At 69.0% G+C, this 24,883-nt stretch carries 24 protein-coding genes; 13 read left to right on the forward strand and 11 right to left on the reverse strand.

The window, feature by feature from the left end:
- Positions 1-50: 50 nt before the first annotated feature.
- The 8 genes from ACOQFR_RS12810 to ACOQFR_RS12845 all read right to left on the reverse strand — a co-directional run bounded on the left by ACOQFR_RS12810 (position 51) and on the right by ACOQFR_RS12845 (position 10,969).
- The gene (locus ACOQFR_RS12810) at positions 51-350 is read right to left on the reverse strand and encodes an integration host factor subunit beta (protein ID WP_421382486.1); all 300 of its coding nucleotides are present in this window, start codon (positions 348-350) and stop codon (positions 51-53) included.
- 81 nt (positions 351-431) lie between these two features.
- A complete protein-coding gene (gene rpsA / locus ACOQFR_RS12815; protein ID WP_421382488.1) occupies positions 432-2,114 on the reverse strand; it encodes a 30S ribosomal protein S1 in 1,683 nt (560 codons plus the stop codon).
- Between the two features lie 160 nt (positions 2,115-2,274).
- A complete protein-coding gene (gene cmk / locus ACOQFR_RS12820; RefSeq protein ID WP_421382490.1) occupies positions 2,275-2,967 on the reverse strand; it encodes a (d)CMP kinase in 693 nt (230 codons plus the stop codon).
- Between the two features lie 10 nt (positions 2,968-2,977).
- Positions 2,978-4,300: a 3-phosphoshikimate 1-carboxyvinyltransferase gene (gene aroA / locus ACOQFR_RS12825; protein ID WP_421382492.1), complete on the reverse strand. Its 1,323-nt coding sequence runs from the start codon at positions 4,298-4,300 to the stop codon at positions 2,978-2,980.
- Positions 4,297-5,430, reverse strand: coding sequence for a histidinol-phosphate transaminase (hisC, locus tag ACOQFR_RS12830; protein WP_421382494.1), 1,134 nt, complete (start codon positions 5,428-5,430; stop codon positions 4,297-4,299). The genes aroA and hisC overlap by 4 nt, the downstream gene beginning before the upstream one ends.
- Positions 5,431-5,432: 2 nt before the next feature.
- Positions 5,433-6,623 carry a prephenate dehydratase gene (pheA, locus tag ACOQFR_RS12835; RefSeq protein ID WP_421382496.1) on the reverse strand — a complete coding sequence of 397 codons (1,191 nt, stop codon included), beginning with the start codon at positions 6,621-6,623 and terminating at the stop codon, positions 5,433-5,435.
- 3 nt (positions 6,624-6,626) lie between these two features.
- A complete protein-coding gene (gene serC, locus ACOQFR_RS12840) occupies positions 6,627-7,712 on the reverse strand; it encodes a 3-phosphoserine/phosphohydroxythreonine transaminase (RefSeq protein ID WP_421382498.1) in 1,086 nt (361 codons plus the stop codon).
- A gap of 65 nt (positions 7,713-7,777) precedes the next feature.
- Positions 7,778-10,969 carry a PAS domain S-box protein gene (locus ACOQFR_RS12845; RefSeq protein WP_421382500.1) on the reverse strand — a complete coding sequence of 1,064 codons (3,192 nt, stop codon included), beginning with the start codon at positions 10,967-10,969 and terminating at the stop codon, positions 7,778-7,780.
- An 81-nt stretch (positions 10,970-11,050) separates the two neighbouring features.
- Here ACOQFR_RS12845 and msrP point away from each other — a divergent pair, with 81 nt between their 5' ends.
- Positions 11,051-12,022, forward strand: coding sequence for a protein-methionine-sulfoxide reductase catalytic subunit MsrP (gene msrP / locus ACOQFR_RS12850; protein ID WP_421382502.1), 972 nt, complete (start codon positions 11,051-11,053; stop codon positions 12,020-12,022).
- A complete protein-coding gene (locus tag ACOQFR_RS12855; RefSeq protein WP_421382504.1) occupies positions 12,013-12,651 on the forward strand; it encodes a sulfite oxidase heme-binding subunit YedZ in 639 nt (212 codons plus the stop codon). Before msrP ends, ACOQFR_RS12855 begins: the two co-directional genes overlap by 10 nt.
- On the opposite strand, the gene ACOQFR_RS12860 is transcribed toward ACOQFR_RS12855, so the two are convergent.
- On the reverse strand, positions 12,627-13,499 hold the full coding sequence (locus ACOQFR_RS12860) for an FHA domain-containing protein (protein WP_421382506.1): 873 nt from the start codon (positions 13,497-13,499) through the stop codon (positions 12,627-12,629). The two genes, ACOQFR_RS12855 and ACOQFR_RS12860, sit on opposite strands and share 25 nt — an antisense overlap.
- 96 nt (positions 13,500-13,595) lie before the next feature.
- On the opposite strand from ACOQFR_RS12860, the gene ACOQFR_RS12865 reads away from it, so the two are divergent.
- On the forward strand, positions 13,596-13,871 hold the full coding sequence (locus ACOQFR_RS12865) for a polyhydroxyalkanoic acid system family protein (RefSeq protein WP_421382508.1): 276 nt from the start codon (positions 13,596-13,598) through the stop codon (positions 13,869-13,871).
- Here the strand turns inward: ACOQFR_RS12865 and ACOQFR_RS12870 are convergent.
- Positions 13,825-14,586: an FFLEELY motif protein gene (locus ACOQFR_RS12870; RefSeq protein WP_421382510.1), complete on the reverse strand. Its 762-nt coding sequence runs from the start codon at positions 14,584-14,586 to the stop codon at positions 13,825-13,827. The two genes, ACOQFR_RS12865 and ACOQFR_RS12870, sit on opposite strands and share 47 nt — an antisense overlap.
- Before the next feature lie 111 nt (positions 14,587-14,697).
- Here ACOQFR_RS12870 and ACOQFR_RS12875 point away from each other — a divergent pair, with 111 nt between their 5' ends.
- The 3 genes from ACOQFR_RS12875 (at position 14,698) to ACOQFR_RS12885 (ending at position 17,930) form a co-directional block, all read left to right on the forward strand.
- Entirely contained in the window at positions 14,698-15,960 is a 1,263-nt protein-coding gene (locus ACOQFR_RS12875; RefSeq protein WP_421382512.1) for a patatin-like phospholipase family protein, read from the forward strand.
- 101 nt (positions 15,961-16,061) lie between these two features.
- Positions 16,062-16,715 (forward strand): phasin family protein, encoded by a 654-nt coding sequence (locus ACOQFR_RS12880; RefSeq protein WP_421382514.1) that lies wholly within the window; start codon positions 16,062-16,064, stop codon positions 16,713-16,715.
- Positions 16,716-16,931: 216 nt separating this feature from the next.
- Positions 16,932-17,930: a restriction endonuclease gene (locus ACOQFR_RS12885; protein ID WP_421382516.1), complete on the forward strand. Its 999-nt coding sequence runs from the start codon at positions 16,932-16,934 to the stop codon at positions 17,928-17,930.
- A gap of 49 nt (positions 17,931-17,979) precedes the next feature.
- On the opposite strand, the gene ACOQFR_RS12890 is transcribed toward ACOQFR_RS12885, so the two are convergent.
- Positions 17,980-19,968 carry an SDR family oxidoreductase gene (locus ACOQFR_RS12890; RefSeq protein WP_421382518.1) on the reverse strand — a complete coding sequence of 663 codons (1,989 nt, stop codon included), beginning with the start codon at positions 19,966-19,968 and terminating at the stop codon, positions 17,980-17,982.
- A gap of 148 nt (positions 19,969-20,116) precedes the next feature.
- Between ACOQFR_RS12890 and ACOQFR_RS12895 the strand changes: the two genes are divergently transcribed.
- The 7 genes from ACOQFR_RS12895 (at position 20,117) to ACOQFR_RS12925 (ending at position 24,883) form a co-directional block, all read left to right on the forward strand.
- Positions 20,117-20,374, forward strand: a complete 258-nt coding sequence (locus tag ACOQFR_RS12895; protein WP_421382520.1) for an acyl-CoA-binding protein — start codon at positions 20,117-20,119, stop codon at positions 20,372-20,374.
- A 9-nt stretch (positions 20,375-20,383) separates the two neighbouring features.
- Positions 20,384-21,010, forward strand: a complete 627-nt coding sequence (locus tag ACOQFR_RS12900) for a TetR/AcrR family transcriptional regulator (protein ID WP_421382522.1) — start codon at positions 20,384-20,386, stop codon at positions 21,008-21,010.
- 118 nt (positions 21,011-21,128) lie between these two features.
- The gene (gene ykgO / locus ACOQFR_RS12905) at positions 21,129-21,254 is read left to right on the forward strand and encodes a type B 50S ribosomal protein L36 (RefSeq protein WP_005913193.1); all 126 of its coding nucleotides are present in this window, start codon (positions 21,129-21,131) and stop codon (positions 21,252-21,254) included.
- A gap of 163 nt (positions 21,255-21,417) precedes the next feature.
- On the forward strand, positions 21,418-21,753 hold the full coding sequence (locus ACOQFR_RS12910) for a hypothetical protein (RefSeq protein WP_421382525.1): 336 nt from the start codon (positions 21,418-21,420) through the stop codon (positions 21,751-21,753).
- Positions 21,754-21,756: 3 nt separating this feature from the next.
- The gene (locus ACOQFR_RS12915; protein WP_421382527.1) at positions 21,757-22,788 is read left to right on the forward strand and encodes an agmatine deiminase family protein; all 1,032 of its coding nucleotides are present in this window, start codon (positions 21,757-21,759) and stop codon (positions 22,786-22,788) included.
- Positions 22,785-23,672, forward strand: coding sequence for a carbon-nitrogen hydrolase (locus tag ACOQFR_RS12920; RefSeq protein WP_421382529.1), 888 nt, complete (start codon positions 22,785-22,787; stop codon positions 23,670-23,672). Before ACOQFR_RS12915 ends, ACOQFR_RS12920 begins: the two co-directional genes overlap by 4 nt.
- On the forward strand, positions 23,669-24,883 hold the full coding sequence (locus ACOQFR_RS12925; protein WP_421382530.1) for a TraB/GumN family protein: 1,215 nt from the start codon (positions 23,669-23,671) through the stop codon (positions 24,881-24,883). The genes ACOQFR_RS12920 and ACOQFR_RS12925 overlap by 4 nt, the downstream gene beginning before the upstream one ends.

A 24,883-nucleotide genomic window follows, 5' to 3' on the forward strand; every position in this document is an offset into this window, starting at 1 on the left:
CGGGTCCAGGGGCGGGTCGCTGCAAGCTTAGCCCATGGCGGGCCGGAAACTCAGGCTTCCGGGGCAGCCGGGCTGGCGTTGACGCGGTCGCGCAACTCCTTGCCGGGCTTGAAATGCGGGACGTACTTTCCGGGCAGGGCCACGGAGTCGCCGGTCTTGGGATTGCGGCCCAGGCGCGGCGGACGGAAATGGAGGGAGAAACTGCCGAAGCCGCGGATCTCGATGCGTTCGCCCTGGGTCAGCGCGCCGCTCATCATCTCGAGCAGGGTCTTGACGGCCAAGTCCACGTCGTCGGCCTTGAGATGGGCCTGGCGACGCGACAGCACTTCGATCAGTTCAGACTTCGTCATGTCTGGGCGGAACCTCGGGAACGTTGCAGGGAAGGATCGCGCGGCCCGGGGGATGCCCCCGGGCCGCGGACCGGTGGGCGATTACTCGCCCTTGTTCAGCTGCTCGCGCAGCAGCGCGCCCAGCTTGGTGGTGCCGCTGGAAGCGTCGAACGACTTGTTCACTTCGGCCAGGTTGTCCTGCAGCTCGGCCTCGTCCTTGGCGCGGATCGAGAGCTGCATGGTGCGGCCCTTGCGGTCCATGCCGATGAACTTGGCTTCGATGGCGTCGCCGACCTTGAGGTACTGGGTGGCGTCGTCAACACGCTCCTTGGCGATGTCGTTGGCGCGCACATAGCCCTCGATGCCGCCGTCGAGCTCGATCGTGGCGCCCTTGGCGTCCACTTCCTTGACCACGCCGGTGACGATGGTGCCCTTCTGGGTGGTGGCCATGTATTGGCCCACCGGATCCTGCTCGAGCTGCTTCACGCCCAGCGAGATGCGCTCGCGCTCGGGATCCACGGCCAGCACGACGGCTTCCAGGGTGTCGCCCTTCTTGAAGTTGCGGACGACGTCTTCGCCGGTGGTGTTCCAGGAGATGTCGGACAGGTGCACCAGGCCGTCGATACCGCCGTCCAGGCCGATGAAGATGCCGAAGTCGGTGATGGACTTGATCTGGCCGGAGACCTTGTCGCCCTTCTTGAACAGGGCCGAGAACGCTTCCCACGGGTTCGGGGTGCACTGCTTGATGCCCAGCGAGATGCGGCGGCGCTCGCCGTCCACATCCAGCACCATCACCTCGAGCTCGTCGCCCAGCTGGACGACCTTGGACGGGTTGACGTTCTTGTTGGTCCAGTCCATCTCGGACACGTGCACCAGGCCTTCCACGCCCGGCTCGATCTCGACGAACGCGCCGTAATCGGTGACGTTGGAGACCTTGCCGAACAGGCGCGAACCGGTCGGGTAACGGCGGGCGATGTTGTCCCACGGATCGTCGCCCAGCTGCTTGAGGCCGAGCGAAACGCGGTTGCGCTCGCGGTCGAACTTCAGCACCCGCACGTCCAGCTCTTCGCCCACGTTCACGACTTCGGACGGATGGCGCACGCGCTTCCAGGCCATGTCGGTGATGTGCAGCAGGCCGTCGATGCCGCCCAGGTCCACGAACGCGCCGTAGTCGGTGAGGTTCTTGACCACACCCTTGATCACGGCACCTTCCTGCAGGCGCTCCATCAGCTGCTCGCGCTCGACGCTCGACTCGGACTCGACCACCGCACGGCGGGAGACCACGACGTTGTTGCGCTTGCGATCGAGCTTGATGATCTTGAACTCGAGTTCCTTGCCCTCGAGGTAGCCCGGGTCGCGGACCGGACGCACGTCCACCAGCGAACCCGGCAGGAACGCGCGGACGTCGCGGATGTCGACGGTGAAGCCGCCCTTGACCTTGCCGCTGATGCGGCCGGTGACGATCTCGCCGGCTTCCATGGAAGCTTCGAGTTCGTCCCACACCATGGCGCGCTTGGCCTTCTCGCGCGAAAGCACGGTCTCGCCGAAGCCGTTCTCGAGGTACTCGAGCGCGACCTTGACGGTGTCGCCGACGGCCACTTCGAGCTCGCCGGCTTCATTACGGAACTGCTCGATCGGGATGATGCCTTCCGACTTGAGGCCGGCATTGATCACGACCACGTCGGAGCGGACCTCGACCACGGTGCCGGAAACGATGGCGCCCGGCTTGAGCTTGTTGAGCGCGGTCTGGCTCTGTTCGAACAGTTCAGCGAAAGATTCAGTCATTGTTGGTTACCTGGTTGGACATACGGGCCACCGCATCCGCAGCGGACCCACCTGTTGGCGCTTGCGCGCGTGGATGGAGACTCCGCGCCTCATGGCGCGGGACCTGGTTTCTGCGTCAGAGAAGTCGCGCCCGGGTCGGGGCGGGATGCGCCGGGGAGACTTACGCCTGGCGGGGCGGACGGAGGTTTTCCGGCAGCACCGCCAGCACGCGCTCGATCACCTCGGTGATGGGCGTGCCGGTGGAGTCCACGATCACCGCATCGGCTGCGGGTTTCAGGGGCGCCACGGCACGTCCGGCATCGCGCTCGTCGCGAGCGGCGATTTCGTGCAGCAGACTGTCAAGATTAACCGAAACCCCTTTTTCCTTCAACTGCTTATAGCGCCTTTGCGCCCTTTCCGCGGCGCTGGCGGTCAGGAAGACCTTGTAGTCGGCGTCCGGGAAGATGACCGTGCCCATGTCCCGGCCGTCGGCGACCAGGCCCGGACCGCGCCGGAAACGGTGCTGCAGGTCCACCAGGGCCGCCCGCACGGGGGGGTGGGCGGCAATGGCCGAGGCCGCCGCGCCGGCGGTTTCGGTCCGCAGCTGGCGGGTAGCGTCCTTGCCATTGACGATCACGTGCGGCTCGCCCGAGCCCTGGGTCTCGAACCGGATCTCGGTGCGGGCCGCGCACTGGGCCACGGCGTCCGGGTCGCTCAGGTCCAGCGACTCCCAGGCCGCGGCCAGGCCGACGGCCCGGTACAGGGCCCCGGAATCGAGGTAATGCCAGCCCAGGCGCTCGGCCACGGCGCGGCTGATGGTGCCCTTGCCCGAACCGGAGGGGCCATCGATGGTCAGGACAGGAATGTGCGGCATGGCCCTGATTCTACTCGGCTTGGGGGCTGGAAAGTCCGAAGCCGACCGACCGTGCCAGCGGCACGAAGCCCGGGAAGGACGTGGCGACATTGGCACAGTCCAGGATCTCGACCGGGCCGGCGGCGCGCTGGGCCGCGATGGCCAGGCTCATGGCCACGCGGTGGTCACCGTGGCTGTCGGCGACGCCGCCGGCCAGGGCGCCGCCGTCGATCACCGCGCCGTCCGGAGCTTCGACGATCCGGGCGCCCAGGGCCTGCAGCGCGGCGGCGGTGACCGCGATGCGGTCCGATTCCTTCACCCGCAGTTCGGCCGCGCCCCGCACCACGGTGCGCCCCTCGGCCAGCGCGGCCGCGACGAACAGCGCCGGGAACTCGTCGATCATGTCCGGCACCAGGACCTCGGGCACCTCGATACCGCGCAGGCGGGCATGGCGCACGCGCAGGTCGGCCACGGGCTCGCCGCCCTGCTCGCCCGGGTCGAGCTCGGTGATGTCGGCGCCCATCAGCCGCAGGGCCTGCAGCAGGCCGGTGCGACGCGGGTTCATGCCGACCCGCCGGAGCAGCAAGTCCGAACCGGGCACCAGGCTGGCGGCGACCAGGAAGAAGGCCGCGGATGAAAAGTCGGCGGGCACGCTGACTGCCGTCGCTCGCAGGGCATGACCGCCCGGGACCACGGCCTCGCCCGGCCGGAACCGGACCGGCCAGCCGAACGCCGCCAGCATGCGTTCGGTGTAGTCACGGGTGGGATGCGGCTCGCGGACGCGGGTTTCGCCACGGGCGTACAGCCCTGCCAGCAGCACGGCCGATTTCACCTGCGCGCTAGCCACGGGGAGTTCATAATCAATGGCTTGCAACACATTATTCGCGTGGATTGTAAGGGGCGGCAAGCCCCCTTCCGCCGCATCGATCCGCGTACCCATCTGCCTCAGCGGCGTGATCACGCGCCCCATCGGCCGCCGAGACAGCGAAGCGTCGCCAACGAGCACACTCTCGAACGCCTGACCGGCCAGCAGACCCGCCAGCAGCCGCATGCCGGTGCCGGCGTTGCCACAGTCCAGCGGTCCCGGGGCGCCGCGCAGGCCGTGCAGGCCCACGCCATGGACCCGCCGGCGGCTCGGGTCGGGGGCATCGATGCGCACGCCCAGCGACTGGAAAATCGCGGCGGTGGCGCGCGTGTCCTCACCTTCCAGGAAACCTTCGATCTCGGACGTGCCGTCAGCGATCGCGGCCAGCATCACGGCCCGGTGCGAAACCGACTTGTCACCGGGGACCACCAGTTCCCCGCGCAAGGGCGAGCCCGCGCCGGCCTGCCAGTCAACGCGGCCAGAGCTCATGCCAGCGCCTCGTCCAGGACCTGCAGCAGGCGCCGGTTCTCTTCCCGGGTGCCGACCGTCAGGCGCAGGCAGGTGGCCAGCCCATAGCCTGCCATCGGCCGGGGGACGACGCCGCCGGCGACCAGGCGCGACTCGATCGGCGCCGCATCGCAACCGAAATCCACCAACAGGAAATTGGTTTGGGACGGCGCGACAATGAGTTCGCGTGCGCGCAATGCATCGGCCAGGGCCTCTCGCTCGCGCGCATTTCCGCTGCGCACGGAGGCCAGGTGTGCCGCATCGCCCAGCGCCGCCTCGCAGGCGGCCAGGCCGGGACCATTGACGTTGAAGGATTCGCGCACCCGCTCCATCACGGCCACGAGGCCGGGGTCGGCGACCAAGTAACCCACGCGCAGGCCGGCCAGGCCATGCGCCTTGGAGAAGGTCCGGGTCACGACGAGGTTGCGGTGTGCGGGCAGCAGGGTCAGCGCCGATACGAGCGCCGGGTCGGTCACGTACTCGAGGTAGGCCTCGTCCACGACCACCAGCACGTCGTCCCGCAGGCGCTGCAGGAACTCCGCCAATCGCGCGGTTTCGAACCAGGTGCCGGTGGGATTGTTGGGATTGGCCAGGTAGACCAGGCGCGTGTGCGGCGTGACCGCCGCGGCCAGCGCGTCCAGGTCGTGGCCACGCGGCATGGCGTGGTCCCCGGGCAAGGACTCCGCCCATTGCAGCTCGGCCCCCGCGGCCTGCGCCGCCAGCGCATACACCGCGAAGCCGTGCCGCGACATCACCACGCCCTGCCCCGGTCCGGCGAAGACTTGGGCCAGCATCATCAGCAGCTCGTGCGACCCGTTGCCGAGCAACAGCGATTCGGTCGCCACGCGGTGGTGCGCCGCCAGCGCCCGCTTGAGGTCGCCTCCGTTCGGATCGGGATACCGATGCAGGGAGCCGGCCGCAGCCACGAACGCGGCCCGGGCGGCAGGGCCCGGTCCCAGACTGTTTTCGTTCGAGCCCAGCTCGACCAGGCCCGGCAGCCCCGCGGTCCGCCGTAGCGCCACCAGGTCCAGGCCCGGGTCATAGGCGCGCAGGCCGCGCACGCCAGGCTGCGCCAGCGCCTCGAAGAAGGCCAGGTCCGCGCGCGGCGCCATGCTCAGAGCAGCGCGACCGGGTAGGAACCCAGCACCTTCACGTCGGCGGCGTACTCGCCCAGCTCCGACAGCGCGCGGCTGACCTTGTCGTCCTGCACATGGCCACTGACGTCGATGAAGAACGCGTACTGCCAGCGGCCCGTGTGCGAGGGCCTGGACTCGATGCGGTTCATGCTGACCCCGTGGCGCGCGAACGGGCTGAGCACGTTGTAGAGCGCGCCAGGCTGGTCACGCACGTACACCAGCAGCGAGGTGCGGTCGTGGCCGCTGGCGGTGAACAGCTCGCGCCCGAGCACCAGGAATCGCGTGGTGTTGTCGGGGCGATCCTCGATCGGGCCCGCAACGACCTTCAGGCCATAGACATGGCCGGCGCTCTCGCCGGCGATGGCCGCCGCATCGTCGGCCGTGCGCGAGCGTCGCGCCGCCTCGGCGTTGCTGGCGACCGGGATCTTCTCGGCCTTGGGCAGGTGCTGGCGCAGCCAGGCCTTGCACTGCGCCAGGGACATCGGATGCGAATACACCCGCTCGATGTCCTCGAGCCGGCCGGTGCGCGACATCAGGTGCTGGTGCACGGCCAGCTCCACCTCGCCGCAGATCTTCAGCGGCGAAGTCAGGAACATGTCCAGCGTGGACTGGATGGTGCCCTGCCCCGAATTCTCGACCGGCACCACGCCGAAGTCGGCGTGCCCGGCCTCCACTTCCTGGAACACCTCCTCGATGCTGGCCAGCGGCAGGCCTTGGGCCGAATGCCCGAAGTGCTTGTGCAGCGCCTGCTGGGAGAAGGTGCCCTCCGGACCCAGGTAGCCGACCTTCAGCGGCTCCTGCTGGGCCAGGCAGGCCGACATGATTTCCCGGAACAGCCGCAGCAGCACCTCGTCGCTCAGCGGCCCGTCGTTGCGGTCCAGCACCTGGCGCAGCACCTGCGATTCGCGCTCCGGCCGGTAGTAGTCCACCGCGGCACGCAGCGGGCCCTTGGCCTTGCCGACCTGCTGCGCCCAGCGCGCGCGCTCGGCGATCAGGGTCTGGATCTGGCGGTCGATGCCGTCGATGCGCTCGCGCACCTCCGACAGCACCGGAGCCGCGAGGACGGCCTTGGCCTTCGGGGCAGCCTTGGCCTTCGTCGCAGCCTTGGATTCAGGGGCAGCCTTGGCTCTGGAAGCGGGCTTGCCCGGCGCGGTTTTGCGGGTCGCCATGGCTCAACCGTTGCGACGCGCGAAGTCGGCCATGAAGTCCACCAGGGCCTGCACGCCGGCTTCGGGCATGGCGTTGTAGATCGAGGCGCGCATGCCGCCGACGGCGCGGTGGCCCTTCAGGCCCAGCAGGCCCGCCGCCTCGGCCTCCTTCAGGAAAGGCTTGTCCAAGGCCGCATCGGGCAGGAAGAACGGCACGTTCATCCACGACCGGGCCGCCACGTCGACGGTGTTGCGGTAGTAGCCGCCGGAGCCGTCGATGGCGGCGTACAGCGCGGCAGCCTTGCGCGCGTTGCGCTCGCCGATCGCGGTCGCGCCACCCTCGCGCTTGACCCACTGCAGCACCAGCCCCAGCACGTACCAGGCGAAGGTGGGCGGGGTGTTGAACATCGAATCGTTCTTGGCCTGGTTCTGCAGGTCGAAGATCGGCGGCAGGTCACGGCCGTGCCGGCCCAGCAGGTCCTTGCGCACGATCACCAGGGTCAGCCCGGCCGGCCCCAGGTTTTTCTGGGCACCGCCGTACAGCACGCCGAAGCGGGTCACGTCCACCGGCTTGGACAGGAAATTGGAGGAGACGTCGGCCACCAGCGGCACGTCGCCCACGTCGGGAATGTCGTGGAACTCAACGCCGTGGATGGTCTCGTTCGGGGTGTAGTGCACGAAGGCCGCGCCCGGCGTGAGCTGCCAGTCGGCGCGGCCGGGGATGCCGGTGTAGCCGCCGGCCTTGGCGCTGGCGGCGACGTGGGTCTTCATCGACGGACGCGTGTTTTCCAGCGCCTTTTCGCCCCAGTGGCCAGTGAGCACGAAGTCGGCGGTCTGGTCCGGGCCGGCCAGGTTCAGCGGCAGCAGCGCCGACAGTGTGGTGGCGCCACCCTGCAGGAACAGCACGGCATAGTCGGCAGGAATGCCCATCAGCTCGCGCAGGTCGCGTTCGGCGGCGGCGGCGCAGTCGATGAAGGCCTGGCCGCGATGGCTGACCTCCATCACCGAGGCGCGTTCGCCCTGCCACTCAAGCATCTCGTCCTGGATCTGGCGCAGGACGGGTTCGGGCAGCGCGGCGGGACCGGCGCTGAAATTGAAGGCGCGAGACATGGGGAAAACCTCGGGAACGTTGCGTTGGCAGGCTAGCACGGCGAAACCGCGCCTCGGAAGACAGCTCAGCCGACGATGCGGGCAGAGGCCAAGAGCAATTGCTCGAAGTCTTCCGGCGGCAGGGCCCGCGAGAATAGATACCCCTGCCCGAACTGGCAGCCGACCGAGCGCAGCAGCTCGCGCTGGCCCTCGGTTTCGATGCCTTCGGCGGTCAGGGCCAGGCCCAGCTCGTCGGCGAATCCGGTGATGGTGCGCACGATCGCCCGGTGCCGGGGATTGGTCTCCATGTCGCGGATGAAGACCTGGTCCATCTTCAGCGCATCGAAGGGCGAGGCGGCGAAGGACTCCAGCGACGAATAGCCCGTGCCGAAATCGTCCACGACCAGGCCTACGCCAAGCGCCTTGAGTGACAGCAGGCGCTGCTCGGCCTGGCCGCGGCCCGCACGGAACGCGGTCTCGGTGACCTCCAGCCGCAGGCTGGCGGGCGGCAGCCGGTGCTTCTGCAGCAGTCCGAACACCTCTTCGACGATCTCGGGCGAGACCATCTGCCGCTCGTCCACGTTGACGTTCATGCTCAGGCCGGCGTGCTCCGGGTAGCGGTCGCGCCAGTCGGCCAGCTGGCGGCAGGCCTCGCGCAGGGCCCAGGCGTCCATGTCCACGATCAGGCCGGTCTCCTCGGCCACGGCCAGGAATTCGCCGGGGGGCAGCAGGCCGCGGATCGGGTGCCGCCACCGCACCAGGGCCTCGGCGCCCACCAGCCGCCCCGTCTGCAGCTCGATGATCGGCTGGTAGTGCAGCCGGAACTCGGCCCGGTCGAAGGCCATGCGGAAATCGGTCTCCAGCTGCAGCCGGCTCAGCGCCTCCTGGTGCATGCCCTCGTCGAAGATGACGAAGCCCGACTTGCCGGCGGCCTTGGCCCGGTACATCGCGGTATCCGCGTCGCGCAGCACCTGGTCGGGCGATTCGTACTCCTTGCGGCCGATCACGATGCCCAGGCTGGCCGCCGAGAAGACCTGCTGGCCCCCGAGGTCGAAGGGCTGCTCGAACAGCTTGAGCACGCGCCGTGCGATGTCTACGGCGCGGTCGTGGTCGCAGTCGCCGTCGGGAAGCAGGGTGAACTCGTCGCCGCCGTAGCGCGCGATCAGCACGTCGCGCAGCAGGTTGTCCTCCAGCCGGCGAGCGATTTCGACCAGCAGCCGGTCGCCGGCGCCATGGCCCAGGCTGTCGTTGACCCACTTGAAGCCGTCCAGGTCCAGGAACAGCACCGCGTAACGCCGGCGGCGCCGGTCCTCGGCCTGCGCGGACTGCAGCATCGCCTCGGCCAGGCGCTGGTTGAACAGCATGCGGTTGGGCAGGCCGGTGAGCGGGTCGTGGGTGGCGTGGAAGCGCAGCCGCTCCTCGGCCTCGCGCTGTCGGGTCACGTCGAGCACGGTACCGGTCATGTGCTCGACCCCGTCGAGCAGCACCGGTCCGATGCTCACCCGCACGTGCACGCGGTGGCCGTCCTGGTGCAGCAGCACCGAGTCGAAGTCCGACGGCACCGGCTGACCCGACTCGCGCAGGCGGTCGCGGCGCTCGGACTGCGGGATGGCCTCGGGCGCCATGATGTCGCGGAAATCCAGGCCCGGCAGCGCGGTCTCCTCGTAGCCCAGCATGCGCGCGAAGGCCTGGTTGACGTAGGTGTAGCGGTCGCCGCGCATGATGAACACGCCCACCTGGCTGTGCTCGACCAGGGTGCGGTACTTGCTTTCCGATCGCAGCAGGGCCAGCTGCATTTCGTGGCGCTCGTCGATGTCCAGCACCGAGCCGGTGAAATGCGCCGGTTCGCCCTGCTCGTCGCGGATCAGCAGGGCGCTGGCGCTGACCCACTTGAGCCTGCCGCTGCGCGTGCGCACCCGGGTTTCATGCTGGCTGAAGGAGCCGTCGCGCAGCGCACGCGCCACCATGCGCTCGCGCTCGCCCGGATCGGCGTACACGTCGAGCATGTCGCTGACCGAGGCCTTGAGCTGCTCGACGCTGTCGTAGCCCAGGATGCCGGCCAGCACGCGGTTCACCTCCATCACGCGCCCATCGAGGCTGGTGCGGAACAAACCGGCCGGCGAGTTCTCGAACAGCTCGCGGTAGCGCAGCTCGGCCTCGGCGATGTCCCGCTGCCGGCGGCGCTCGTCGGTGACATCGCGCATGGTGCCGGTGGAGGCGATGTCGCCCTGGTACTCAACCGCGTCGGCGCGCACTTCGCACAGGATGCGGCGGCCGTCCTTGCGGCACAGGTGGATCTCGTAGACCTGCAGGTCGCGCGAGCCGGCCTCGCGCTCGGCCCGCCGGCTGGTCTGGGCCGGCTGGTCGCCGGCGTCCACCAGCTCCATGTATTCCTTGCCGAATAGTTCGCCGGCGCCGTAGCCCAGGATCTGCGCCATCGCCTCGTTGGCGAAGATGATGCGGCCGCGCTGGATCAGGAAGACGCCGTCGCGGCTGTTCTCCACCAGCACCTGGTACAGGGCCTGCGACTGGCGCAGCGCCTGCTCGGCCTCGACCTGCACGGTCACGTCCACCATCGAGCCTTCGAAGAACAGCACGTTGCGGTCGGCGTCGCGGATGGCGCGCGCATTCTCGCTGACCCAGATCACCCGGCCATCGCGCCGCAGCACCTGCGAGCGCTCGCGCTCGAGCCGGCCACCCGACATCAGCCGGGCGTGGATGCGGCGGGCCTGGTCCGCGTCCACGTAGAAGCGAACGGCGTCCCGCGCCGTCTCGATCAGCATCTGCCGCGGCGATTCGAAGCCCAGCATGCGGGCCATCGCCGGATTCACGTCCACGAAGCCGCCCTCGGGCAGGCTGCGGTAGATGCCTTCGGACGCGGCCAGGTAAAGCGACCGGTAGAGCGCATGCCCGGGTTCAGGCACGGTGGCGTCCTGACCCTCGGGCAACACATGCATCAGGCAGAACAGCACCGGCTGGTCGCCCTCTCGGGTGTATTCGACGTTCAGGTGGCCGGCGACGATGCGGCCGTCGGGGCAGGCCATGCGCATCGGCATGTCCACCACCCGCTGCTCGGCGCGCAGCACACTCCAGACGCTGGCCCGGAACTCCAGCTCCGGCCACAGGTCCAACTCCATCGGAAGGCGGCCGATCACCTGGTCGCGACGCCAGCCGGTGATACGCTCGAATGCGGCATTGACGCCGACGAAGGCCCCATCGCGGGCGCGGAGTACCGCGACCACGCTTTGCGACGCTTCGAACGCGTCAACCAGGCGCATCCTTTCCCCCGCTGGTCCCCTCAAGGGAAGGAGTATAGCCATGCCGCAAGGCCACCCACCCCACCCCGACGGAGCCAGCCCGTGAAGACCCGCATTCCGCACGACATCCCCGAATCCCAGGTGACCCCCGAGGCGGTCTACCGCAGCCGCCGGGAGTGGATGAAGCTCGGCCTGGCCAGTCCCCTGCTGGCCCTGGCCGGCTGCGCCGACGCCGAAGATGCTCCCGGCGCCGCGTCCGCTGCCCCGGCCGCACGGGACAGCGCCGACGGTTTCCGCGCGGCCGACGAACTCACGCGGGTGCAGGACGCCACCAGCTACAACAACTTCTACGAATTCGGCACCGGCAAGGTCGACCCGTCGAAGAACGCACATTCCCTGCGGACCTCGCCCTGGTCGGTGGTGGTCGGTGGCGAGGCCGAGCTCACGGGCACCTTCCCGCTCGAGGACTTCCTCAAGGGCCAGCCGGTGCAGGAGCGCATCTATCGCCTGCGCTGCGTGGAGGGGTGGTCCATGGTCATCCCTTGGCAGGGCGTGCCGCTCGGCGCCCTGCTGTCGCGGTTCAAGCCCACTTCCAAGGCCAAGTACGTCGCCTTCACCACGCTGGCCGACCCGGACCAGATGCCCGGCGTCCGCTACCCCGCGCTGGACTGGCCCTACCGTGAAGGCCTGCGCATGGACGAGGCCATGAACCCGCTGACCCTGCTGGCCACCGGCATGTACGGCAAGCCCCTGCCCAACCAGAACGGTGCGCCGCTGCGGCTGGTGGTGCCGTGGAAGTATGGCTTCAAGAGCATCAAGTCCATCGTCCGCATCGACTTCACCGAGCAGATGCCGCTGACCAGCTGGAACCAGTCGCAGCCCTCGGAGTACGGCTTCTATTCCAACGTGAACCCGGACGTCGACCACCCGCGCTGGAGCCAGCGCAGCGAGCGCCGCATCGCCGGCACGGCCAGCAAGCTGTTCGCCGAACGCATTCCCACCCTGCCGTTCAACGGCTACGCCGACCAGGTCGCGGCGATGTACAAGGGCATGGACCTGGCCAAATGGTTCTGACCCGGAAGGTCGCCTGGGACTGGGTGGCCTACAAGGCGCTCGCGCACGCGTTGTGCCTGCTTCCCTTGGCCCTGCTGGTGCAGGGCGTGGTCGAGGACAGCCTGGGCGCCGACCCGGTCGCCGCCATCACGCACAGCACCGGCGACTGGGCACTGCGCGGCCTGCTGGCCACCCTGGCGATGACCCCGCTGCGGCGGATCACGGGCCAGTCCTGGCCGCTGCGCTTCCGTCGCCTGCTGGGCCTGTACGCGTTCTTCTACGCCAGCTTGCACCTGAGCACTTACCTGGTACTGGACCTGGGCGGCTACTGGACCCAGGTATTCGAGGACATCGTCAAGCGCCCGTACATCACGGTCGGCTTTGCGGCCTGGCTGCTGCTGGTGCCGCTGGCGGTGACGTCGACCCGGGGCTGGATGCGACGCCTGGGGCGGCGCTGGGGGCAGTTGCACAAGCTGGTCTATGTCGTGGGCGTGCTGGCGGTGCTGCACTTCGTCTGGCTGGTGAAGTCCGACCTGCGCGAACCGCTGATCTATGCCGGCATCCTGGCCCTGCTGCTGGGCCTGCGGCTTTACTGGAAGCTGGCGGCCGGCCGGCGGCAGGCCGCTCAGCCGCCGATGCGCGGGGCGTAGACTAGCAACGCGGTGATCGAAGCAGCCAGCACCGTCGCGGCCGCAATCAGCCACCACAGGGCGCCGGGGTCGCGACGCGACGCTGGCTTGCCCGGCGCTTCCTGTCGGCCCGGCGCGGGGTCTTCAGCCACCGGCACCCGCACCGCCTTGAGCGTCTGGGTATGGGTGGCCGCGACCGGCCGCTGCCCGGCCAGCTGGCCGCGGTGCGGCAGGCCGGGGGCCTCGAGTACGAAACGGTGCTGGTCGATGCTCAGCTGGTCGCCGGGCGAAAGCACTGCATCGCGGACCGCCACGCCGTTGACCAGGCTGGTGTCGTTGCCCAGGGCGCGCAGCACCACGCGGTCGGCGTGCAGCTCGATGACCGCATGCCGCTCGGCCACGGCGGCATCGTCCAACCGGATGTCGGCAGACGCGGTGCGCCCGAACAGCCGCGGCTCGGTCAGGGTGTAGCTGCGGCCGAAATGCTGGCCGGTAAGTCCCCGCAGCACCACGCGGGACGCGGACACCCGCTGCGCCTCGTTCATGGCGGCAGGCTGGCTGGCCGGGATGCGGCGGTCGATTTCGGGCTGGTCGTCGGCCTTGAGCTGCAGCCGCAGCTTGTCCAGGCATACCAGGTCGCCCGGCCGGAGCTGGGCGAGGCGGCGAACCGGCCGCGCATTGAGGTGCACGCCATGCACGCCCGGGGGAACCCGGAGCCACAGGCCGCGCCGGTCCTGAACGAAGCTGGCATGCAGGGGCGCCAGCCCGCTGGCCGACAGGCACACCCGGCTGCCGCTGCGGCTGCCGACCGTCACCTCCCCCTGCAGGGGTACGTTCTCGTGCTCACCGTTGGGAAACGTCAGCTGCATCCAGGCCCTCCGCCCGGGAATCTAGCATGCCGACCGGCGGCATACCCTTGGTGGATACGGCAAGACAACGCAGAATAGGCCGCCGAGGAGGGCGCCATGGCCAACATCGATATCCGCCGCAAGCACACGCGGCCGCTCAAGGAAGCACGCGCCGCGATCGAGCGCGTGGCTGAACACATCGCCAGCAAGTTCGACGTCGAATACGGCTGGGACGGCAACAACATGCAGTTTTCGCGGGGCGGCGTGGACGGCAACATCGCCGTGACCGGCAAGGAAGTGCACGTCACCGCCAGCCTGGGTTTCCTGCTGATGGCCATCAAGGGTCCTATCGAGCGCGAGATCGAGCGCTACCTGGACCAGGAGTTCGGCTAGACCCGGGCCGGAACGGATCGGCGTCGGCGCGGAACAGCCGGCGCGACACCTCGCGTTCGCGGCTGCCAATCGCCTCCAGGAAGTCTCCGGCGCCATCCAGCGCCTCGAAGGCGGCGAAGCCCCGCTCGAGGAAACCCTGCAGCTCCGACAGGCCGGCCGCCTTGGCCGGGAACCGCGAGGCGCGCAGCAGCTTGTAGACGCCGTGCTTCTTGACGGCGGCATCCAGGGTCCAGCCCACGCCCAACACCAGCTCGATCTGGTGCCGGCGCAGCCGCGGGCATCCGACCGTCCGGTAGGCCTTCCCGTAGTCGGCCACCGTGATCGGCGCCAGCGGCTCGGGCCGGTCGGCCAGGGCCTGGGCCATGCGCAGGTCGAAGGCGTGGCTGAGCACCGCTAGCTCGATGGCATCGGTGGCCGCCACCAGCAGGCTTTCCGGCAGCAGGCGCGACATCAGGGGCATGATCCGGGCCACGTCGCGGTCGCGCGCGGAAAAGTCCCGCTCGCCGTACAGGTCGGTAAGAAAAAATTCGGCAGCCGGGCGCATGCGCGGGCTGGCCAGGAAGTCCTGGAAGCCGTCAGCCAGGCGACGGGTCTGCCAGGCGCGCAGCGGCGCCAGCGTCTTGAGCTTGTTGCGCGGCTCGGCCCGGACATCGTGCAGGGCCTGCTGCCAGGCAAGGCGCTTGGCCAGCCGATGGCGCTGGAACGTCTGGCTCATCGGGTCTGAAGCCGGGCCGGCCGGCGGTTGGGATCAGTGCGCTGGTTCACTCTTGTCCGGGTGCGTCCGCGGGCTACAATCGCCGCGCCTTCAAAGGAATGGACCCATAGCATGCTAGTTCTGCAGCCCGCCAGGAAGCGCAGGCAAGCCAGCAAGGCCCGGATCGGCCTGGCCATCGCCGGCGGCGGCCCGATCGGCGGGATGTACGAGCTCGGCGCGCTGCGCGCGCTGGACGTGGCAATCGAAGGCCTGGACCTGACCCGGCTGGAGGTCTACGTCGGCGTGAGTTCGGGCGCGTTCCTGGCCGCGGGCCTGGCCAACCGGCTCGACACGGCCGAGATGTGCCGCATCTTCATTTCCGGCGACAGCGACCAGGTCAGCTTCCGTCCGGAAATCTTCCTGCGCCCGGCCTTCCTGGAGTATTTCCGGCGCGCCTCGTCCCTGCCCCGGCTGGCCTTCGACTGGTGGAAGGGCGTGGTCACCGACCCCACCGGCTCGCACCTGAGCGAGCTCATCAGCCGTTTTGGCGGCGCCATTCCTACGGGCTTGTTCGACAACCGCGGCATCGAGCGCTTCCTGCGCCAGGTGTTCACCATCCGCGGCCGCAGCAACGATTTCCGTGAGCTGGCGGCGCGGCTGTACGTGGTGGCGGTCGACCTGGACAGCGGTGAAGCGGTGAAATTCGGCAGCCCGGGCTGGGACGACGTCAGCATTTCGCGCGCCGTGCAGGCCAGCTCCGCCCTGCCCGGCCTGTACCCGCCGGTGGACATCCGCGGCCACCATTTCGTTGATGGCGCCCTGCGCCGCACCATGCACGCCTCGGTGGTGCTCGACCACGGCATCGACCTGATGCTGGGCATCAACCCCTTCGTGCCCTTCAACGCCAGCCGCGGCGGGCGCCCGCCCGAAGGCATGGACAAACTGGCCGAAGGTGGCCTGCCGGTGGTGCTGTCGCAGACCTTCCGCACCATCCTGCAGTCGCGCATGCAGGTGGGCCTGGCCAAGTACGCCCAGCAGTACCCGGACACCGACCAGGTCGTGTTCGAACCCAACGAGGACGACGGCGAGATGTTCTTCACCAACGTCTTCAGTTACTCCTCGCGCCAGCGCGTTTGCGAGCATGCATTCCGCTCCACCCTGGCCGACCTGCGCAACCGCCGCGCGCAGCTGGCCCCGGTGCTGGCTCGCCATGGACTGCGGCTGCGCGACGAAGTGCTCGACGATGCCTCCGCCTCGATCATGGACGGCCTGGGCCTGTCGCCGCGGCCAACCGAAACCACGGCGCGCCTGCGCCGTGCCCTGGACGACGTGGACCTGCTGGTGCGCCAGCGTCGGGGCAAGCGTCGTCGCGCGAGCGCAACACGCGCCAAGTAGGCTGGGCGGCGTCCTCGCCTCTGGTGTGAATGCTCTAGACAGCCGGCGCAAATTGGCGCCACTCGGGCACCTGCCCAACCCCTTTACGCTTCGGAGTCAGCATGGCCAAGCTCAAGAAAAGCGTGCGTGCCAAATCGGCCGCCGCCAAGTCCCATCCCGACCTGCAGGCGAAGGCCGAGCAGATGTCGCGTTCGATCGTGGAGTCGGCTCAGCAGATCTGGATGGCGGGCGTCGGTGCGTTCACTCGGGCGCAGGGCGAAGGCTCGAAGCTGTTCGAAGCGCTGGTGAAGGAAGGCATGACCATCGAGCAGACCACCCGCAAGCTCGCCACCGGCAAGGTCGAAATGGTGCGTGACGCCGTCGAGGACCGCGTGGGCGTGGTGCGCGAGCGCGCCGTGGACACCTGGGACCGCCTCGAGACCGTGTTCGAGACCCGCGTGCAGCGCGCCCTCAATCGCCTGGGCGTGCCCAGCCGCGAAGATCTGGTGGAGCTGACCGACCGCGTCGAAGAGCTCAACGGTGAACTGCGCCGCATCTCGCGCCCGGCTGCCAAGTCCGCCACCAAGGCGCCGGCCCGCAAGGCCGCCAAGGCCAAGCCGGCGAAGGCTGCAAAGGCCGCCAAGACCGCCAAGACCACCAAGACCAAGGCCCCGCGCAAGTCCAAGGCCGCCAAGCCCGCTGCCCGCAAGGCCAGGGCGCCCCGCAAGGCCGGCCTTCCGAAGGCGCCGAAGCCGGTCGCACCGCAGGCCCCGTAATTCGGTTCATGTCCGCCAGCCATTAACGGTATCCGTTCGCTCCCTCCCCTTACGGCACCCGGCTGGCGGACATCTTCTACAGGCAAGGCCCGGCTCGCGCCGGGCCTTTTGCTTTGTGGGCCACCCGCTTCATCGCGGTCCGGCCGAGGCCCGGACCAATCCGCGTTATCCTGAGCGCCTGTCCGTCTTGTTCCTGGAGTGGTCTGGATGTTTGGCATGAGTCCCCTGATCGTGGCCCTGGCGGTCACCCTGGCCGCGTTCATCGCCAGCAGCTGGTGGTTTGGCGTCCTGCGCCGCCGCAAAGCGGAGACCGCCGCCGGCATTCGCGCGCTGGCCGGCATGAAGTGGCGCGAGTGCGCCGGACTGGTGCTTCAGGCGCTGGGCGAGAAGGGCTACGTCGAGGCGCCCTCCAGCCGCCAGCCCGGCGACGGCGGCACCGAGTTCCTGCTCAGCAAGGGCGACGAGCGTGTACTGCTGGGCTACAAGCACGGCACCGCCTATCGCCTGGGCGAAGCCAACGTGCGCGACTTCGCCAATGCCGTGCAGCTGCAGGGCGCCGGCAGTGGCATCCTGGTCACGCTGGGTACGGCCGAGGGCTTCGCCCGCGACCTGGCGCGCCGCTACGGCGTGGAGCTGATCGACGGCCGCAGCCTCTGGCCGCAGGTCGAACCCTTCGCGCCCTCGACCCTGGTCGAGGACATCCGCTACCAGGCCGCCAGCGAGATCCGCCGTGGCCAGCGCATGGGCGTTTTCGCCAGCATCGGTCTGGGCCTGCTGGTGTTCGTGGTCGGAGCGATGTTCGATCGCGATGATGCGGCGCCCGTGGCGCCACAGGCTGCGGCGCCGGCACCGGCCGCCGATCCGGCCCCGGCAGCCGCGGCGACGGCGCCTGTCGTGCAGGACCCGGCCTCGCGCGACGCCAGCGCGGCGATGAAGGAACTGGAAGCCATCGCCCGACTGTCCGACGAGGAGCGCGCACAGCGCCGGCTCACCGCCGCGGCGCGCGTCGCGGACCTGGAGCAGGCCAACAGCGCCATCTGGTCGACGCTGTCCACGCTCAACATCAGCCTGGTCAACGAAGACGGCATCGACACCGGCCTGGTCAACGAAGCCTGCGCGATCCTGATCGAGTACGAGGAACTGCGCTACACGCGCCTGCAGCTGGAACCCCCGGCCAGCTCGAAGGTGCCGGTGCGCTGGAGGCAGTGCCAGTAAGCCACCCCCGCCCCCGGCCGCTGCGGCCAGGGGGCGAAGGCACGTCCGATCACCAGTGCACGCCGCGCATCAGGGCGGCGAAGGCCACCTGTTCGTTGGTGGCGGTTTCGTCCTTGAGCGCCTTGCGGTCGCCCTTGGCGGCCGCCGAGTCCGGGAACATCTCGAACGCGGTGTTCATGATCACCTCGTAGGCCTTCGGCACCAGCGCATTGAGCGTGGCGGCGAAGATGCCCATGCGGGTGGCCACGCGGCTGGGACGCTCGATGATGGCCTTGACGATCAGGTCGGCGGCTTCTTCCGGCGTCAGCGTCGGCACCGAGTCGTACATCTTGGTCGGGGCGATCATCGGGGTTTTCACCAGCGGCATGTTGACCGTGGTGAAGGCGATGTTCTTGCCGCTGAATTCGGCCTGCGCACAGCGGCTGAAGGCATCCAGCGCCGCCTTGGAGGCGACGTAGGCCGAGAACCGCGGCGAACTGGCCAGCACGCCGATGGAGCTGATGTTGATCACGTGGCCCTTGCGGCGCGTGGTCATGCCCGGCAGGAAGCCCATGATCAGGCGCAGGCAGCCGAAGTAGTTGAGCTGCATGGTGCGCTCGTAGTCGTGGAAGCGGTCGTAGCTGGCCTCCACCGAGCGCCGGATCGAGCGGCCCGCATTGTTGACCAGCACGTCCACGTGCTTGTGCTCGGCCAGCACGGTCTTGACCAGGCCGTCGCAGCTGGCCAGGTCGGTCAGGTCGCAGGTGTAGGCCCAGCACTTGCCGCCAGCGGCGATGATCTCGTCGCGGGTCTCGTGCAGTTCCTTTTCGCCGCGGGCGACGATGATGACCTTGGCGCCGGCCTCCGCGATCTTGATCGCCGAGGCCTTGCCGATGCCCGACGAGCCGCCGGTGATGACCACGACCTTGTTCTCGACCTTGCCGCGCAGCGAGCGGTCGACGAACAGGTCCGGGTCCAGGTGGCGCTCCCAGTAGTCCCAGATCCGCCAGGCGTAGCTGTCGAGTTCAGGCACCGAGATCTTGCTGCCCTTGAGCGCGCGTTCGACCACCCGGGTGTCGAAGCGCGTGGGATAGGTGATGAAGGCCAGCGTGGACGGCGGGATCTTGAGGTCGCGCAGCACCATGTTGGTGAAGCGCTTCACCGGCGGCAGGTTCAGCACCGCGCCGCGGACCGCGCCCGGCACCACGGCCAGCATGCGTGCGTCCAGGCGCATGGTCATCTCGGGCGCGTGCGCGGCGCGGGCAAAGGTGTTCATCAGCTCGCCGAAGCGCATCGGCTCGGGGTCGACCAGGTGGAAGCACTGGCCGTCCAGGCCCTTCTTGTGGGCGATGTGGTCCATGGCATCGGCCACGAAGTCCACCGGCACCACGTTGATGCGGCCGCCCTCGATGCCCAGCGTGGGCACCCACTGCGGCAGGGTCTGGCGGATCTTCTTGATCAGGCTGAAGAGGTAGTAGGGCCCGTCGATCTTGTCCATCTCGCCGGTGCGCGAATGGCCGATGACCATCGACGGGCGGTAGATGCGGAACGGCACCTTGCACTCCTTGCGCACGATGCCTTCCGACTCATGCTTGGTGCGCAGGTAGGGATCCTTCAGGCCTTCGGCTTCCTCGAACATGTCCTCGCGGAACACGCCCGGATACAGGCCGGCCGCGGCGATGGAGCTGGTGTGGTGGAAGCAGCCGGCCTTGATGGCCGTGGCCAGCTCGATCGCGTGGCGGGTGCCGTCGATGTTGGCCACCTGCTGCGAGGCGGCGTCGGCGGACAGGTCGTAAATGGCGGCCAGGTGGAAGAAGTGCTGCACCTTGCCCGCCAGCGCCTTCACCTGCGCCGGCGTGAGGCCCAGCTTCGGCTTGGACAGGTCGCCGGTGACCGGGACGATGCGCTTGCGGTCCCAGCCCATGCTGGCCGCGATGGCGTCGAGCTTTTTCTCCGACCCCTTGCGCAGCAGCACGTGCACCGTGCCCTTGCGCTTGAGCAGGTTGCTGACCAGGTAACGGCCGATGAAACCGGTGGCGCCGGTGACGAAATAGCTCATGACAACTCCCCTGCCCTGTGCCGGGGCCAGTCCGTGATGGCTGGCCGCATGCGCCTAAGTTGCCAGACCGACACGGCCCTGACAAACGTCGCGTTGACCGTCCCGGGGGGCCGTGATATCACCCTCGCTTCAACCGGGGGATTACGAGATGGCCGACCTGAAAGAACAGTTCCAGAAAGCCGCCCAGGACGTCATGGGCCTGGCCGACCGACCCGACAACGACACCATGCTCCGCCTCTACGGCCTGTACAAGCAGGGTTCGGAGGGCGACGTCAGCGGTCCCAAGCCCGGCTTCTTCGACTTCGTGGGCACGGCCAAGTACGAGGCCTGGGAAAAACTGCAGGGCACCAAGCCCGAGGACGCGATGAAGAAGTACGTGGACCTCGTGAAGAAGCTGCGCGGCTGACGCCGCCCCATGGCCCGCCAGACCCGCCAACGCATCCTCGACACCGCCCTGAGCATGTTCAACCTGCAGGGCGAGCCGAACGTCACCACCAACCACATCGCCGACGAGCTGGAAATCAGCCCGGGCAACCTGTACTACCACTTCCGCAACAAGGACGACATCATCGAGCAGCTGTTCGCGCGCTACGAAGAGCGCATGGACACGGCCCTGGTCTCGCCCGAGGGCCGGCTGCGGGACCTGGAGGACATCTGGCTGCAGCTGCACCTGGTGTTCGAGTGCATCTGGGAATACCGCTTCCTCTACCGCGACCTGGTGGACATCCTCAGCCGCAACCGGCGCCTGCGCCTGCGCTTCGCCCGCATCCTCAAGCGGGCCGCGGACGGCGCCTCCTCGGGCATGAAGGGCCTGGTCCAGGCCGGCGTGATGCGGGCCTCGGCCGCCGAGGTGGAGGCCACGGCCACCAACATCCTGGTGGTGGCGACCTTCTGGATGAACTACGCCAGCGTGCGCGGCGACAAGGACGAGAACGAGGCGATCCGGCTGGGCATCGTCCAGGTGATGATGCTGCTCTCGCCGCTGCTGCGGGATGCCGAGCGGGTGCACCTGAACACCCTGACCCAGGCCTACCTGCGCTGAGCCCGCGCCCCCGGGGCCCCGTCCCGGCCTCCGGCCCGACCCAAACGCTTGTATTGCAAGCCGTTTTGTACTGGGCTATACTCCCGCTTCTTTATCGCCCCATACCCAAGGAATTGCCATGAAAGTGCTCTCGTCCCTGAAGTCGGCGAAGACCCGCCATCGCGACTGCAAGGTCGTGCGCCGCCGCGGCAAGGTCTTCGTGATCTGCAAGTCCAACCCGCGTTTCAAGGCTCGCCAGCGCTGAGCGCAGGCAGCAAGGGTTGCACCGCGAAACGCCGGCGAAAGCCGGCGTTTTCGTTTCCGGCCCCGCCTGCCTGCGGCCGGCGGCCCGGACATGGCGAATTCAGCCCCGTTTTGCGATGATCCCGACCCTACCCGTCATCCCGACGATCTAGCGGAGGTGGACCATGAAGGCCCTGACCCTGACCCTGGCGCTCACCGCCGGCATGTTCCTGCAGTCCCCGGCCCAGGCCGAGACCCTGCTGGTCGAGCGCGTGCAGACCGAAGCCAGCCAGTCCCTACCCGCCCGCGGCGCCAGCATGGGCCAGGTGGAAGCCAAGTTCGGCGCCCCGCAGCAGAAGCATGCGCCGGTCGCCGGCCCCAACAGCCGCCGGTCCAACCCGCCGATCACGCGCTGGGACTACCCCGGTTTCTCGGTGTACTTCGAGTACAGCCACGTCGTGGACGCGGTGGCGAAGAAGTCCAGCCCGACCGAGATCGGCCCCAAGCCCGTCCAGCAGTAAGCGATGTCCCAGAACCTGCGTTTCCCGGCGGAATGGGAACCCCAATCCGCCGTCCTGCTTGCGTGGCCGCATGAAGGCACCGACTGGGCCGAGCGCCTGGCCGGGGTCGAATCCACCTACGTGGACCTGGTGGCGGCGATCTGCCGCTTCCAGCCCGCGCTGATCTGCGTTGCCGACGTCGCGCTGCGCGAGCGCGCTGCCGCCCGCCTGGCGGCGGCCGGCGTGGATCCGGCGCGCGTTCGCTTTTTCGAAGTCGCCTACGACGACACCTGGCTGCGCGACTCGGGCCCGATCACCCTGCGCGAGGGCGAGGGCTTCCGGCTGCTCGACTTCCATTTCACCGCCTGGGGCGGCAAGTTCGAGGCCGGCCTGGACGACCAGCTGGTGGCGAAGCTGCACGCCTCGGGCCTGCTGGTGCCCTCGCGCCACCAGCGCGTGGATTTTGCGCTGGAAGGCGGCGGTATCGAGACCGATGGTGCCGGCACCCTGTTCAGCACCTGGACCTGCCTGCACGAACGGCACCCCGACCTGCCGCGCGACCAGATCACCGCCACGCTGGAATCGGCGCTGGTGCAGCGGCGCACGCTGTGGCTGGACCACGGTTACCTGGAGGGCGACGACACCGACGCCCACATCGACACCCTGGCGCGTTTCGCCGCGCCCGATGCGATCGTGTTCCAGGCCTGCGACGACCCGGACGACCGCCACTACGTGGAGCTGCAGGCGATGGCCGCGGAAATCGCCGCGCTGCGCACCGTCGACGGCCAGCCCTATCGCCTGTTCCCGCTGCCCTGGGCTCGCCCGATCCTCGACCAGGGGCGCCGCCTGGCGGCGTCGTACGCCAATTTCCTGATCATCAACGGCGCCGTGCTGATGCCCGCCTACGGCGATGCCAACGATGACGCGGCCGCCGCGGTGCTGGCGCGCGCCTTCCCGGGCCGCGAGATCATCCAGATCAACTGCCGCCCGCTGATCTGGCAGAACGGCAGCCTGCACTGCGTCACGATGCAACTTCCCGAGGGCCTGCTGGCATGAGCACGCGCATCCTTCCCGTGGCCCTGGTGCAGGACCGCGACCACGGCAGCACCGAGGCCAACCTGGCCAACATCGAAGCGCGCGTGGCCGAGGCTGCGGCGCGCGGCGCCCGGCTGGTGCTGCTGCAGGAACTGCACAACGGCGCCTACTTCTGCCAGCACGAGAGCACCGCCGAGTTCGACCGCGCCGAGTCCATTCCCGGGCCCAGCACCGAGCGCCTGGGCGCGCTGGCGAAGAAGCACGGCGTGGTGATCGTCGGCTCGCTGTTCGAGCGGCGCGCTGCCGGCCTGTACCACAACACCGCCGTGGTCTTCGAAACCGACGGCCGGCTGGTGGGCAAGTACCGCAAGATGCACATCCCCGACGACCCGGGCTTCTACGAGAAGTTCTACTTCACGCCGGGCGACCTGGGCTTTGAACCGATCGACACCAGCGTCGGCCGCCTCGGCGTGCTGGTGTGCTGGGACCAGTGGTATCCCGAAGGCGCGCGCCTGATGGCGCTGGCCGGCGCCGAACTGCTGCTCTACCCCACCGCCATCGGCTGGGACCCGGACGACGTGCAGGACGAAAAGGACCGCCAGCGCGGCGCCTGGATCCTGAGCCACCGCGGCCATGCCGTGGCCAACGGCCTGCCGGTGCTCAGCTGCAACCGCGTGGGCCACGAGCCCTCGCCGCTGGGCACCTCGGGCATCCGCTTCTGGGGCAGCAGCCATGTGCTCGGCCCGCAGGGCGAGTTCCTGGCCGAGGCCAACACCGACCACCCCGAAATCCTGATGGCCAACGTGGACCTGGCGCGCAGTGAACAGGTGCGCCGCATCTGGCCCTTCCTGCGCGACCGCCGCATCGACGCCTACCAGGACCTGCTCAGGCGGTACCGCGATTGAATCCCACCGACGAGGCCGTCCCGCACGGCCTGCACGACCAGCCGCATGCCATCGTCGAACGTGATGGCGTCCGTTACACCCTGCTCGGCACCGCGCACGTGTCGCGCGCCAGCGTCGAAGCCGTTGAAAACGAGCTGGCCAGCGGCCGCTACGACACCATCGCGGTCGAGCTGGACGCCCAGCGCCACCGCGCGCTGACCGATCCCGACGCGCTGTCGAAGCTGGACCTGTTCCAGATCCTGCGCGAGGGCAAGACCGGCCTGGTGGCTGCCAACCTCGCGCTGGCCGCCTACCAGCGTCGCCTGGCCGAGCAGCTGGGCGTGGAGCCCGGCGCCGAGCTGAAGGCCGCGGCGGTCGGCGCACAGCAGCGCGGCCTGCGGCTGTCGCTGATCGACCGGGACGTGGGCATCACGCTGCGCCGCGCCTTCGGGGCGCTGGGCTTCTGGGGCCGCACCAAGCTGATCGCCGGGCTGGCGGCCAGCCTGTTTGCCGACGAGGACGTGGAGTCGCACGAGATCGAGAAGCTCAAGGAAGGCGACTTTCTGGAATCGAGCTTCGGCGAGTTCGCGGCCGGCAGCCCGCCGCTGTACAAGGCGGTGATCGCCGAGCGCGACCAGTACATGGCCTCGCGCCTGCGCCAGGTCGGCGCCGAAGGCGGCAAGGAAGTGCTGGCGATCGTAGGCGCCGGCCACCTCAAGGGCCTGGCCACGCACCTGCGCGAGGAGGCTGCCGCGCCGGCGCCGCTGCTGGACGAACTCAACGTGCTGCCGGCCAAGGGCAACATTCCGTGGTTCACCATCGTGCTCACCGTGTTCCTGCTCGGTGGCTTCGCCTGGGGTTACTGGCAGGGTGGCGCCGAACTGGGCGGCGAACTGGTGCTGCAGTGGGTGCTGATCACCGGCATCGGCGGCGCGCTCGGCTGCCTGGCGGCGGGCGGACATCCGCTGAGCATCCTGGCGGCCTTCGTGTCCTCGCCGCTGACGCCGCTGCATCCCGCGCTGGCTTCGGGCACCGTCAGTGCCGTGGTCGAAGCCTGGGTGCGCAAGCCCACTTACGCCGACTTCCTGCGCCTTCGCGACGACACCGGCAAGCTCAAGGGCTGGTGGCAGAACCGGGTCGCGCGCGTGCTGGTGAACTTCTTCCTCACCAGCCTGGGCACCGCCGTCGGCGTGTGGACGGCTGGCCTGAACATCATCGGCAAGCTGGGCTGA

The sequence above is a fragment of the Arenimonas sp. MALMAid1274 genome, assembly GCF_049195245.1.
Classification (GTDB): domain Bacteria; phylum Pseudomonadota; class Gammaproteobacteria; order Xanthomonadales; family Xanthomonadaceae; genus Arenimonas.